The sequence below is a fragment of the Parabacteroides sp. D25 genome (assembly GCF_000307475.1).
GTDB lineage: Bacteria > Bacteroidota > Bacteroidia > Bacteroidales > Tannerellaceae > Parabacteroides > Parabacteroides distasonis.
Map to the genome: position 1 here is coordinate 164,102 of NZ_JH976504.1, position 13,918 is coordinate 178,019.

General features: G+C 45.7%; 11 protein-coding genes. 5 read left to right on the forward strand and 6 right to left on the reverse strand.

The genetic code is table 11. From position 1 onward, the window contains the following. Window positions 1-98: 98 nt before the first annotated feature. A complete protein-coding gene (locus tag HMPREF0999_RS13415) occupies window positions 99-2,255 on the reverse strand; it encodes an elongation factor G (RefSeq protein WP_009276142.1) in 2,157 nt (718 codons plus the stop codon). A gap of 190 nt (window positions 2,256-2,445) precedes the next feature. On the opposite strand from HMPREF0999_RS13415, the gene hemW reads away from it, so the two are divergent. The 3 genes from hemW (at window position 2,446) to HMPREF0999_RS22740 (ending at window position 4,450) form a co-directional block, all read left to right on the forward strand. Further along, window positions 2,446-3,573, forward strand: coding sequence for a radical SAM family heme chaperone HemW (hemW, locus tag HMPREF0999_RS13420; protein ID WP_009276143.1), 1,128 nt, complete (start codon window positions 2,446-2,448; stop codon window positions 3,571-3,573). Between the two features lie 117 nt (window positions 3,574-3,690). After that, a complete protein-coding gene (locus HMPREF0999_RS13425) occupies window positions 3,691-4,290 on the forward strand; it encodes a zeta toxin family protein (RefSeq protein ID WP_005858862.1) in 600 nt (199 codons plus the stop codon). Further along, a complete protein-coding gene (locus HMPREF0999_RS22740) occupies window positions 4,283-4,450 on the forward strand; it encodes a hypothetical protein (protein ID WP_005858864.1) in 168 nt (55 codons plus the stop codon). The genes HMPREF0999_RS13425 and HMPREF0999_RS22740 overlap by 8 nt, the downstream gene beginning before the upstream one ends. A gap of 94 nt (window positions 4,451-4,544) precedes the next feature. On the opposite strand, the gene HMPREF0999_RS13430 is transcribed toward HMPREF0999_RS22740, so the two are convergent. From HMPREF0999_RS13430 to HMPREF0999_RS13440, 3 genes are read right to left on the reverse strand one after another with little or no spacing between them, the layout of a single operon-like run. Further along, a complete protein-coding gene (locus HMPREF0999_RS13430) occupies window positions 4,545-6,704 on the reverse strand; it encodes a S46 family peptidase (RefSeq protein ID WP_009276144.1) in 2,160 nt (719 codons plus the stop codon). After that, window positions 6,701-7,174: a CYTH domain-containing protein gene (locus HMPREF0999_RS13435; RefSeq protein ID WP_009276145.1), complete on the reverse strand. Its 474-nt coding sequence runs from the start codon at window positions 7,172-7,174 to the stop codon at window positions 6,701-6,703. The genes HMPREF0999_RS13430 and HMPREF0999_RS13435 overlap by 4 nt, the downstream gene beginning before the upstream one ends. Continuing rightward, on the reverse strand, window positions 7,164-8,246 hold the full coding sequence (locus tag HMPREF0999_RS13440) for a DUF2027 domain-containing protein (RefSeq protein WP_005858870.1): 1,083 nt from the start codon (window positions 8,244-8,246) through the stop codon (window positions 7,164-7,166). Before HMPREF0999_RS13440 ends, HMPREF0999_RS13435 begins: the two co-directional genes overlap by 11 nt. Before the next feature lie 125 nt (window positions 8,247-8,371). Here HMPREF0999_RS13440 and HMPREF0999_RS13445 point away from each other — a divergent pair, with 125 nt between their 5' ends. Both HMPREF0999_RS13445 and HMPREF0999_RS13450 read left to right on the forward strand, forming a co-directional pair. After that, window positions 8,372-9,586, forward strand: coding sequence for an S-adenosylmethionine:tRNA ribosyltransferase-isomerase (locus HMPREF0999_RS13445; RefSeq protein ID WP_010182051.1), 1,215 nt, complete (start codon window positions 8,372-8,374; stop codon window positions 9,584-9,586). Window positions 9,587-9,646: 60 nt separating this feature from the next. Next, window positions 9,647-11,623 (forward strand): OmpA family protein, encoded by a 1,977-nt coding sequence (locus HMPREF0999_RS13450; protein WP_008772625.1) that lies wholly within the window; start codon window positions 9,647-9,649, stop codon window positions 11,621-11,623. Here HMPREF0999_RS13450 and HMPREF0999_RS13455 read toward each other — a convergent pair. Together HMPREF0999_RS13455 and HMPREF0999_RS13460 are read right to left on the reverse strand one after the other, a co-directional pair. Continuing rightward, a complete protein-coding gene (locus HMPREF0999_RS13455; protein ID WP_005858880.1) occupies window positions 11,615-11,983 on the reverse strand; it encodes a hypothetical protein in 369 nt (122 codons plus the stop codon). The genes HMPREF0999_RS13450 and HMPREF0999_RS13455 overlap by 9 nt on opposite strands. A gap of 538 nt (window positions 11,984-12,521) precedes the next feature. After that, on the reverse strand, window positions 12,522-13,670 hold the full coding sequence (locus HMPREF0999_RS13460) for an aldose epimerase family protein (RefSeq protein ID WP_009276147.1): 1,149 nt from the start codon (window positions 13,668-13,670) through the stop codon (window positions 12,522-12,524). Window positions 13,671-13,918: the final 248 nt, after the last annotated feature.

Below are 13,918 nucleotides of genomic sequence, written 5' to 3' on the forward strand. Positions count from 1 at the left end.
AATGAAAAAGACATAACAAAAAGGCCAGCTCTTCACAAAGCCGGCCTTTTCTCGTTTAACTTTAAATATTAAAAAATTATGATGACATTTTACTTTACCTATTCTTCTGATTGAGTAGCCTCGTAAGCCTTTAACAACTTCTCTTGTACATCGGCAGGAACTAACTCGTAACTAGCGAACTTCATCGTAAAGGAAGCACGTCCGCCCGTAATGGAGCTTAGTGAAGTAGAATAGTTAGACATCTCTTTCAAAGGAACTTTCGCCAATAGTTTCTCAAATCCCTTCTCGCTATTCATACCCATAATCAAGGCGCGGCGTCCTTGCAAGTCACTCATCACATCTCCCAGATAATCGGCAGGAACGGAAACCTCGACATCGTAAATAGGCTCCAAGATCTTAGGGCCAGCCTCCTTGAAAGCGGTACTGAACGCATTGCGTCCGGCAAGCATGAAAGAGATTTCATTACTGTCTACCGGGTGCATCTTACCATCGTATACGCAAATACGCACATCGCGAGCATACGAACCCGTCAACGGCCCTTGCTCCATACGAGCCATGATACCTTTCAAAATAGCTGGCAAGAAACGAGCGTCGATAGCACCACCAACGATACAGTTTACGAACACGACTTTACCACCCCAATCCAAATCAATTATTTGAGTATCACGAACATTCATCTTATACTCCTGTCCGCCGAAACGGTAGGTATCCGGAGCAGGCATACCTTCATAATAAGGCTCGATAATCAAGTGAACTTCACCGAACTGGCCTGCGCCACCGGATTGTTTCTTATGACGGTAATCCGCACGAGCCGCTTTCGTAATCGTCTCACGATACGGGATCTTCGGCTCCAGATATTCGATCGGCAATTTATCATTATTCTCGATTCTCCATTTCAATGTACGAAGATGGAACTCACCTTGACCGGAAACGATTGTCTGCTTCAATTCCTTGGACTGCTCGATTACCCATGTCGGGTCTTCCTCACGCATACGTATCAAGATTTCCATCATCTTCTCGGCGTCAGCCTCATTCACCGGCTTGATAGCACGACGATATTTCGGATCCGGATATTTAATGAAGTCGAAACGATAATCACAACCCTTTCCGTTCAATGTATTACCACGGCGAACATCCTTTAACTTAACGGTCGCTCCAATATCACCCGCCACCATTTCCGTAACCGGGGTACGAGTTTGTCCGGCTACCGCAAATAACTGTGCGATACGCTCCTTGGAACCACGATCGGCATTCATCAAATCGTCACCTTCTTTTACTTTTCCTGATATCACTTTAAAATAGGAAACCTGACCAATATGAGGTTCCACGGTAGTCTTGAAGAAGAACAAGCTAGTAGGACCATTCGAGTCCGGAGTCACCTCTACGCCTTCCGTAGTAATCAGACGAGGCATCTTGTCTGTACAAGGAACCACGTTACCCAAGAACTCCAACGTACGACGAACACACATATCACGACCGGCACATACGCAGAATACCGGGAACATACCGCGAGTAACCAAGCCCGCACGGATACCGGCACGCATATCATCCTCGCTCAAGGCACCTTCCTCAAAGAATTTCTCCATCAACATATCGTCGTTCTCAGCGGCGGCTTCCACCAAGGCTTGATGCAACTCCATCGCCTTATCCATTTCCTCGGCGGGGATTTCCAATACATCAGGAACTCCACCTTCCGGTTTCCAACGATACATCTTCATTTTTAATACATCCACCACGGCATTGAAAGAAGAGCCGCAGCTAATCGGATATTGGATAGGAACGATCTTACTGCCCCAACGGTCTTTCAACTGGGCGATAGTTCCCTCATAGTCGGCTTTATCATTATCAAGCTGATTGACAACGAAAATCACCGGTTTATGAAATTGTTCAGTATACCGGAACTGGTTAACGGTTCCAACCTCAACACCGTACTGGGCATTCAATACCATCAGTGCCGTATCCGTGACATTCAGAGCGGAAACAGCTCCTCCCACGAAATCATCCGAACCCGGACAATCGATGAAATTCAGCTTCCGATCCTGCCATTCTACACTGAAAACGGTTGAGAACACTGAGTATCCATACTCTTTCTCAACCGGGAAATAATCGGACACCGTATTTCCTGCCTCAACGGAGCCGCGACGTTTTATAACTCCACCCTCGTAAAGCATAGCTTCAGCGAGAGTGGTTTTCCCAGAGCCCGAACTTCCCAAGATAGAGATGTTCTTAATTTCATTTGTTTGGTATACTTTCATGATATCAGGATTTATTTGAGTTTAACAATACGTTTATTTGGCGTGAATCACTTTCACGAGGGCGCAAATTAGAGATTGTAAAGGAAAAAAGCAATTATCGCCCGGTGTTTGAGAACTATGTTGTGCAGCAGCAAGGTTTTTTGGAATTAAAATCATATCTTTGTGTAAAGATATAATTGTGTCCATACAGATGGCAGGCTTATACATCCACGTTCCTTTTTGCGCCAAGCGGTGTTTATACTGTGACTTTTTTTCCAATACGGAGATGAAGTATAAAGAGCCGTATATAAACGCACTTATAAAAGAGATGGAATTGCGGAAGGGATATATAGGAAACGAAGCATTAGAAACCATTTACTTCGGGGGAGGCACTCCCTCTCAATTAGACGAGAAGGATTTCGGTAAGATATTCGAAGCCATCTATCGTCTTTTTGATGTAGCCGAGCAAGCGGAGATTACCTTAGAGGCGAATCCGGATGACATGAAACGAGAATATGTATCGCTTCTCCGTAATTATCCTTTTAACCGGGTCAGCATGGGTGTACAGAGTTTTCATCCGGAAGATTTGCGTTTTCTGAATCGTCGCCATGACCGGGAACAAGCGATTAAAGCAGTAGAACTATGCAAGGAATATGGGATTACAAATATCAGTATCGATTTGATCTACGGACTTCCTAACCAAACGAAGCAAGCATGGGAAGAGAATTTGCGACAAGCGATCCGGCTGGATGTTCCCCATCTTTCCGCTTACCACCTCATTTACGAAGAAGGTACCGCACTTTACAAATTAATGGAAGCGGGAAAAGTAACTCCCGTAGACGAGGAGTTAAGCGTCTCGTTCTTTTCCACATTAATAGACCGGTTGGCAGAAGCAGGCTATTTGCATTACGAGATCTCCAATTTCGCCCGTCCCGGATTCTTCTCCAAGCACAATAGCTCCTACTGGACCGGAAAGAAATATCTGGGGCTCGGTCCTTCCGCCCATTCTTATAACGGAATAGACCGGGAATGGAATCCATCTTCTCTACCTATATATATAGAAGGTATAGAAAATGGGCATCCGACAATAGAATCCGAGGATTTAGACCTATGCACCCGGTACAACGACTTCATCATCACCGGCCTTCGAACCATGTGGGGAGTCTCTTTCGCTGATATCCAGACAAAATTTGGCAGGAAGCTCCTTTCTTATTGTCAAAAGCAAGCTCAACCCCATATCAACCAAGGTCTCTTATTACAAACCGGTGACAAATTGATTTTATCCAAGTCAGGAATCTTCGTTTCCGACGGAATCATGAGTGATCTACTTTGGGTATAAAAATTAACAAAACCACCACTTTCCCCAACAAACCTGTTAGTTAAAAGTACATTTCCTGCACATTTTCACGATTTTTGAGAAATAAAACGACGCATATTAAAAAACTATTACATATATTTGCAGCATCAAAAACAGCAAACAGTGCCATATTTGTATATAATATCAGGTTGCAACGGAGCAGGAAAAACAACAGCTTCCTTCACTATTTTACCAGAAATGCTAAAATGTAGGGAGTTTGTTAACTCAGACGAGATAGCCAAGGGACTTTCCCCTTTTAATGCAGACAGTATAGCCGTCGCCGTTGAAGCTAGTCGTATTATGTATAAGCGGATAAAGGAACTCATCGGTGCTGGTGAGACTTTCGCAATGGAAACTACGCTGGCCACCCGTTCAGTCGCAAACCTGATACGGGAAGCACAAAGGGAAGGTTATTATGTTACATTGCTTTACTTCTGGCTGAATACGCCGGATCTAGCCGTGGAACGTGTGAAAATGAGGGTAGCCGCCGGAGGTCACAATATTCCGGAAGCAACGATACGGCGTCGGTATGAGGCCGGTATCCACAATTTATTTGAGCTATACCTTCCTATTAGTGACTATTGGATGATAACTGATAATTCGATGTCTCCCATGGAAGTGATCGCCAAGGGATTCAAGAATGATAAAAGGGAAGTGTATAATCTAGATATTTTTACAAAACTTGAACATCATGAATGAGCAAGAAGTTAGAGAATTCGAAGAGAATATAGTAAAAGGTGCAAATATAGCTTTTCAGCGTTTGGTGAATCAGAAGAAGAAGGAAGACGGAGAGTTGGTATTCTCTCGTAACGGTCATATCTTCAGAGTCAAAGCTGTTGATCTTGACAAGATTTATTAAGTTATAGATATAAATATACAAAAAGAGGAGACGTATCTTTAAAAGATACGTCTCCTTTTTTTGTATTTATAGAGAAGTAAGTTAACTTACTTCTCTATCTTGAGAATTCCATCTCGTTCAATAAATAACCGGCTCCGGCATATTTATCGATTACGAATAGGACATAACGGATATCTACGATAATACTGCGTTGATAATCGGGCAGATATTGGATATCCCCTCCTACTCCTTCCCAGTTACGGTCGAAATTGATACCGATTAACTCTCCTTGTCCATTCAATACCGGACTACCGGAGTTCCCTCCGGTTGTATGGGTCGTAGCACAGAAGGCAACCGGCATTTTACCGTTAGGCATCTTATAAGGGCCAAAGTCTCCTGCTTGATATAATTCCTTCAAACGAGCAGAAACCACAAATTCCCAATTCGTAGAATCCTCCTTCTCCATGACGCCGTCTAAAGTGGTTTGATGACCATAATAATCGCAATCACGAGGACTGTAACCTTTCACCTGCCCATAAGTCAGACGAAGCGTAGAGTTCGCATCCGGAAAACTAGCTAAGTCTCCATACATCGCTAAAAGTCCTTTCACATACGCACGATGGGCGATCGCATATCCGGCATCAAAATCAGCCAAGGCCTTATCTAACGCCCTTTTCTCATCCTTTACGGATTGCGCAAACAGAATCATCGGATCTTCTCTCAAAGTTTTGACAGACGGATGCTCCTTGAACGCATTGAAGTTCTTCTCGCTACCATAGATCGATTTATCAAACAGATAATCAACGAATTTATCCACATCCCCCTTAAACTTGCTATCGATTACGGAGAAATAAGCGGGCTGCGACTTCGGAGCGACCAAACGCCTATATTCCTTTAACATGACTTTCGCTATCTTCTTATCAACCATCGGCGCATAATCCTTATCAGCGAAACGGTGGAAAGCCCTCTCCAATTGAGTGACCTGTTTTTGCTGCTCGGAACGATCTTTCCCCTCCAAAGCCTCACAAACAGTCCCGATATCGGTCGGAACTTTGGAGAACTCGATGCCACGGCTCAATGCCTCATCCAACATCCAACTACGGAAACGCAAATCCTTACGATCATTAACGATCTGCTCCAATGTCAGAAGCGCTTCCGGATAAGCAGGCTCACACATCTTCTTCGACCAAGCGATCAAACGATCCTGCTCATCGTTTTTCATCTGCTCAAAATTACGTTTGTTGATCGCCCAGTTACTACCGATCGCATTCTTATAAGCGTTCGTAGACCCCGCATACTTACTAGCGTATTGAATCCGGACTTGCGGATCTTTCAACATTTCTTCCAGCATCGCCTCTTGACGGAGATTACGGATATTGATACGTACCGCATTATCTATATCCCGACGCTCGGCTACCTCCCATGAGGTATAGTATTTATTGGTACGACCGGGGAACCCCATGATCATAGCATAATCGTTCTCCTCCACACCTTTTATAGAAAGCTTCAGCCAGCGTTTCGGACGAAGCGGGACATTGGTTTCCGAATAAGGCACCGGATTTCCGTTCGCATCAGCATACACACGGAAAAGAGAGAAGTCTCCGGTATGGCGAGGCCACATCCAGTTATCCGTATCCGCCCCGAACTTACCGATAGAGGAAGGGGGAGCACCGACTAAACGGACATCCGAATAGACCTTCTTGGTAAACATATAGTACTTATTACCTCCATAAAAAGCCTTGATCTCGACTTCCGTACCGGGGTTATCCTGTAAGAACTTCTCACCTACTTTCGCTTTAGCGAGGCCATTCAAGTACTTAGCGGACAAGAATTCCATGCTGTTCGGATCCGTGATCTTTTTCAGTTCCGTCCTCACATAATCCGTCACGTCATCGATCTTATCGATAAAAGTAACCGTCAATCCCGGATTCGGAAGCTCCTTATCACGAGACATCGCCCAAAAGCCGTCCGTCAGATAATCATGTTCCAAGGTACTATGCCGTTGGATGCTACTATAACCACAATGATGATTCGTCAGCACCAACCCGTCCGGAGAGATCATCTCGCCCGTACAACCACCGCCAAAACGAACCACGGCATCTTTCAGAGAAGGAGCCTCAGCGCTATACACTTCCTGATCGCTTAATCGCAGACCAAGGGCCTGCATCTCCGCAAACTTTTGTTGCTTCAATAAAGGGAGCAGCCACATGCCCTCATCGGCCAAGACCGGAAACGCCAATATAGCGGCCGCTACAGATAAAAAGAGTTTCTTCATGCATTTGAACTATTAAAAGGATGTTTTGTCAACATTGAATTATAATAACGGCGATCTCCACTTACCTCCTTACCCAGCCAAGCCGGTTTCTCAAAAGGCTCGTCCTCTGACGATAACTCGATCTCCGCAAGGATCAACCCTTCATTCGCTCCGTGGAAAACATCGACTTCCCACGTATGGCTACCTCTGGGAACCAGATAACGAACCTTGTCGATCGCACCCGGCTCGCAAAGTTCCAACAACCGCTCGGCATCCACCAGAGGAATCTTTTGTTCGAACTCATAACGGCTCAAGCCTTTCTCATCCGAAGCGCCTTTGATCGTTAGGAATCCCTCCTCTCCCCGGATACGAATACGAACCGTACGTCCGGGCTGTGAGCAAATATATCCCTGCACGATACGGGTGGAGCTAACAGCCTCCGGTAAGAAATCACCGGAGACCAAGAATTTCCGTTCTATCTCAATGGCCATGTTTCGAGGTATCAGCCTTAATCGTTACCATCGTCGCACCAAAGCCATATTCGCGGAAAGAAGCGTCTTGAAAATAATGTTGCTTATAATGGGTCTTCAAATCCTTCTCGATCGCCTTACGCAGTACACCATCGCCTTTTCCATGGATAAAGACAATCTTCTGTCCGTTATTAAGAGCGTACTGATCCATCACCTCACGGAATTTTCCCAACTGGTACGTCAGCATATCCGCATTGCTCAATCCATTCGTATTATCCAACAATTCGGTTATATGCAAATCGATCTCAAGGATAGCGCTATTCGTCGGCTTCTTTTTCACGATTTGCCGGGGAACCCTACGTTCCTCACGAACCTTTTGCTGCATAGCTTCCTTCAACTCCGCCGCAGAGACCAATAGTTCTCTCTCGGGCAAGTCATTGCGGATAATCGGATAAATCAAGGCATCCTCCTCAAAGAAATCATTCTCCATAAAGCAGTGAAGCTTGTAGAACTTAACCGTATCCAAGCGCAACTCTACAGATACGGCGTTTTTCAACGAATAGGGTTTATCCTTCTTGAAAGCGATCAGTTGCACGCAGATCCTTTCCAGATCATTCAACTCCGGCTTACCGAACTCCTCTAGGAATATTTTCGTATTCGGCTCAATAATCCCGTTATAACGACTTGTCCAGCTATTATTCGTTCGGTTCATATAATTGAAGAACAAATAGTAATTGCTATCATTCACGAAATACGTCTCATAGCCACATTGCTGAAACGCCTTCGGATCGACCGGGAGATAAGCCAGATACACATTCAGACGCTCTCCCTCCGGTGTCTCCTCGACCTTTTCCTCTTTGGGTTCAGGCTTCTTTGGGGAAGGAGTCTCTACCGGAGCCTGTACTTTCGGGCGATTCGAGCTATGCACTTGCATATCATTGCCCCCAACCACGACACATTCCTTGATCAAGGCAGGAACCTCAAACCCATCCTCATCCTCAACCAACACTTGGTCCTTTCCACGGAATCCACGTACGACTCCACCTCCCACACTATTCAGGAAGCGAACTTTATCACCTATTTGAATACTCATATTCTATACCTTATTATATTATGCGCACAAAATTAGGGAATAATCCGCGAATCCGAAACCTATTTACTACTTTTGCACTCGGAATCCGTACAAACGGATGTTTTTTTAACAGGACAGAAGAAGTAATGAAGACACAAGAAATACGTATCGAAGATTATAACTATTCGTTACCGGACGAACGAATCGCGAAGTTTCCATTGCCTAAAAGGGATGAGTCCAAACTTTTACTCTACCGTAACGGGGAAATAAGCGAAAGTATCTTTAAGCATATCACGGATTATCTTCCCCAAAACAGCTTGATGGTATTCAATAATACCCGGGTCATACAAGCCCGCCTACTTTTCCAGAAAGAGACCGGCGCACGCATCGAGATTTTCTGCTTAGAGCCCATCGAGCCTCATGATTACGCCTTGATTTTTCAAGAGACCCGACGCTGTAGCTGGACTTGCTTGGTTGGCAACCTTAAGAAATGGAAAGAAGGCACTTTATCCAAAACGATCTTCATTAAGGATCAACCGGTCGTGCTGACAGCGGATAAGAAAAAGTCTCATGGTGACACACATTTGATCGAATTCACATGGGATAACGAGACTTATACATTCGCCGATATCTTGGATGCCGCCGGGGTCTTGCCGATTCCTCCTTATTTACACAGAGAAACAGAGAAGAGCGACCTACAGACCTATCAAACGGTTTATTCTAAGATAAAAGGCTCCGTCGCCGCACCGACCGCCGGACTTCATTTCACTTCGGAAGTACTTGCCGATATAGATGCTCGGGGCATCGGGCGGGAAGAAGTCACCTTGCATGTCGGAGCGGGTACCTTTAAACCGGTAAAAAGCGACACGATCGAAGGGCACGAGATGCACACGGAATTTATCTCCGTCCGCCGCAGTTCCATCGAACGTATCAAAAGTAACCTTGGAAATATCATCGCCGTAGGAACGACTTCCGTACGGACCTTGGAAAGTCTCTATTACATGGGCGTGATCCTAGATAATAACCCCGAAGCGACTTCCGAAGATCTCGTCGTAAAACAATGGATGCCTTACGACATGAATAACAACCGGCTGACAGCGGAGCGTTCCCTTCAAAACATCCTCGATTATCTGGATAAGCATGATGCGGATACGCTGGTAACGGCTACACAAATCATCATCGCCCCGGGCTATGAGTTCAAGATCGTAAAAGGAATCGTCACCAACTTCCACCAGCCCAAAAGCACCTTGCTCTTGCTGATCTCCGCTTTCGTAAAAGGAAACTGGAAATCCATCTATGAGTATGCCTTAGAGCACGATTTCAGGTTTCTGAGTTATGGGGATAGTTCCTTGTTATTGTAACAGACATACAATAAGATCCCATACAATTCGTTATATTTGCACGAATATATTCCAGATTGAATGAAAGCACATTTTACTATATATGTTTTATTTTTGCTTATCGTATCTTCCTTGTATTCCTGCAAATCGGCGAAGTTGAGCGATGCCGAGGAGAAGCAGCGTATCGGGGAATACTATGAGGCAGCCGCCATTTATCGTAAAGTTTACACGAAAACATCCCCGAAGAAAAGGGATTTGCGCGGCTATATCGCTTACCGTATGGCCGAATGTAACCGGTTGATCAACAATACGGCGAAAGCGACTAGTGCCTATATGAACGCCATCCGCTATGATTACCCCGATAGTACCGTCTACCTACGCATGGGACAGATGTTACAGAAGACCGGACGTTATCCGGAAGCGATCAAGAACTACGATATCTATATGGAGAACGATCCTAGCAATTTATTAGCCATCAACGGCATACAAGGATGCGAGTTAGCTCCCGGATGGAAAAAGAACCCTACCCGCTACGAGGTAAGACGCATGGATAAATTCAATTCCCGCCGGGGAGAATTCAGTCCGATGCTGGCCGGAGATAAATACGACCAACTATACTTCGCTTCTTCCCGCTCGAAAGACAAAGACGCAAAAGTTAGCGCCATCACCGGGCAAAATAACAATAACCTCTTCCTTGTCAAGCAAGACGAGAAAGGGGCTTGGCTAGCTCCCGTAGAGCTTGAAGACGAGGTGAATACGGAATACGACGAAGGAACCCCCTCTTTCTCCCCCGATGGAAACACGATGTATTATACCTATTGCGCCCAAGATCCGGAAGGCCCTCGTACCGCCGAGATTTACATATCTACCCGAAGCAGCGCCAAATGGGGAAAAGGAACCCGTGCGACGATCGTAAAAGACTCGGTTACCGCCCTCGGCCATCCTTCCATCTCGCCGGACGGCAAATACTTGTATTTCGTATCCGACGCCGTGGGCGGTTTCGGTGGCAAGGATATTTTCCGTGCCCGGGTAGCGGGAAACGATTTCGGCCCGATGGAGAACCTAGGAGAAGAGATCAACACCCCGGGAGACGAGATGTTCCCGTATGTCCGGGATTCCGTCACCCTTTATTTCGCGTCCAACGGACATCCGGGAATGGGCGGTCTCGATCTGTTCAAGGCCACGCAAGACAGTACAGGGAAGTGGAATGTCGAGAACCTAGGCGCTCCCATCAACTCTATGGCAGACGATTTCGGTATCACCTTCGCCGGAAAAGAGGAACGGGGCTTCTTCTGCTCCAACCGCAACGACGCACGGGGCTATGACCATATATATTCCTTTGAACGGCCTACGATCACCATCTTCATCGAAGGAATCGTAAACGATGTCGATGAATATCCGATCGAGGACGCTACCGTACGCATCGTCGGAAAAGACGGACTGAACGTGAAAGTCCCGGTCAAGAAAGACGGAACCTATCGTGTCGAGTTGGAACGGGACATCCGTTATGTCATGATGGCCAGCGCCCGTGGTTACCTCAACCAGAATTACGAGTTGCATACCGGCCCCGAGGAGAAAAACGAGACGTATATCGTGGATTTCTTTCTCTCTCCGATCAGCAAGCCGGTTGTTATCGATAACATTTTCTACGATTTCGATAAAGCGACCCTTCGTCCGGAATCCAAGAAAGCTTTGGACGAGATGATCAAGATGCTGAACGATAACCCGAACGTAACGATCGAACTGGGTGCCCACACGGACCGGAAAGGTACGGACCAGTATAACGAGCGTTTGGCTCAACGCCGTGCGCAATCGGTCGTGGATTACCTAATAGCGGGAGGTATCGAGGCGGCTCGTCTGGAAGCGAAAGGATATGGAGAAAGCGTTCCCAAGACGATCAACAAGAAGATGGCTAAACAATTCGATTTCTTGAAAGAAGGCGATGTGCTTACCGAGGAATTCATCCTTGCCCTGCCGCCGGAACAGCAAGAGATCGCCGACCAGATCAACCGCAGAACGGAATTCAAGGTCTTACGTACAAACTATAACTTATTTTGAGGGAGCAAAGAGCGTGATCTCCTTAAAAGAGACTGGCCAATCGATCGCACTCATCAGCACATCGAAGGACAGGCGTTGCTGATAAGAGACCGAGGACTCCCTTGAATACAAGTCATGAGCTACCAAACCGATCATCATCTTAACCTTATAATGCAATTCCTTGGATAGTACCAAGCAGGCAAGTACACTCAAATCTCTCGCTTCTTCCCAATCCCGATCCGCAAAACACATCTCCCTTTGAAGTGCCGGATAATGACGAGTCCGCATGATCAGATCCGGATCACGGACCTCACACGCACCTTCCACTACATCCAATAATATACGACAGACAGCCAAACGTTGCTTTTTAATTACCTCCATATACGTTTCCCTCAAACCGGACCGTTCACCTTGTTCGGTATTTCTATATGCTACAAAAAAGAAGCGTGGGAACTGTTAATCTACTATTCGAAACTGAGGCATCGCCAAACACCCATCGGACAAATAATAAACAACAGCCCACGCCTTATTACGTATACTATTAGGCAGTATATATAACAAGCGTGAGCGTTTAGTTGCCTATTATCTCTGTCCGACTTGAAACTTGGCGATTTTCAGTTCCAAAGATAATATCTTAAACGCTTATCGTAATCACACTTTGATTCATAAACCCTTGAATTTCCACAAGAGTTTACTTTATCGATACAAATATAACGCTTTTTCTCATACATCATATGGATTTATTTTTCTCTTTTAAAATCTATTGGGAAAAGATAGCGTATACTCTCTAGCGATAAATTCTTCCACTATAAACAAGATGCTTCCGTGAGTAAAAAAGAGAGGCGCATATACATCCTATTTATGTATATACGCCTCACCATTATGTGGATATTTCCAAATCCGGAACTTTCTTCCTTATTTACTCTACCGAGAACTTATAAATACACTCACTCGTATATTTCTCGCCCGGACGAAGCACTACGCTCGGGAATGCCGGCTGATTCGGGCTATCCGGGTAATGTTGAGTCTCCAGACATAGAGCGCCACGATGCGGGTAAACCACACCTAACTTGCCTTTATCACCCGCTTTCGTCATTGAGTTACCGGCATAGAATTGAAGACCCGGCTCGTTGGTGTAAACTTCCATAACGATACCGCTTGTCGGAGATACAACTTTAGCGGCTACCTTATTGATATCGCCGGCGGCGTTCAATATCCAGTTATGATCGTAACCACCACCGTAAACCAATTGCGTAAACGGATTGTCGATATCAGCGCCTACCACTACCGGTTTGCGAAGATCCATCGGCGTGCCTTCCACGGGTTCGATACCGGTCGGGATCAAAGTCTCGTCCACCGGATTATATGTATCCGCGTCGATCATGATCGTATGATCCATGATTTGCGAGCCGGGAACACCGGAAAGGTTGAAATAACTATGGTTTGTCAAATTCACGACAGTAGGTTTATCCGTCGTAGCCTCGTACTTAATATCAACGGCGTTATCATCCGTCAGCTTATAGATCACCTTGATATCCAGATTACCGGGGAAACCTGCCTCACCGTCTTTCGATAGATAAGTCAACTCCAAGGTTTGGTCATCGATCTGTTTCGCGTCCCAAACTACCGCGTGATATCCTTTCGGACCTCCATGCAAGCAATGCCCGTTATTATTCTGCGGAAGTTGATACTCCGTTCCGTCCAACGTAAACTTACCATTCGCGATACGGTTGCCATAACGTCCGATCAAGGCGCCATAATTCATGTCCGGGTTCGCCACGTATTGCGCGATATTATCGTAACCCAGCACCACGTCCGTCATCTTGCCGCTCTTATCGGGCACCATCACGGCCACCAAGCGTCCGCCCCAATTCGTCACGCAAGCCTCAGCCCCTTTCTTATTCTTCAACACATACAAAGCAGTCGGCTTACCATCTACCTCAGACACGAAGTCCGACTTCATCAAACCGGAGAGAGTAGCCTCTTCCGTAGCCGCCCCCTTCTCATTCTTACCTCCGCATGACAATAACATACACATTGCCATGACCGCAAAACAAAGTTTTTTCATCTCTTTCCTTTAAAATTAATAAATGTTATTCTTCGGGCAAAGATACGCATTCTATCCACATGAGGTCCAATATCCTTACGCATTTTCTCGGGAATCCTTACCGATTTCTACTCGAAGCACTACACCATTCCTCTTGATATCTTAACCATCCATCAATTGGTAGATGATCATGCAACAGCCGTTGGACGATCATGCAACAGTTGGTAGATGATCGTCCAACAGCTGATAAATAAGCTAGATCTTCATAC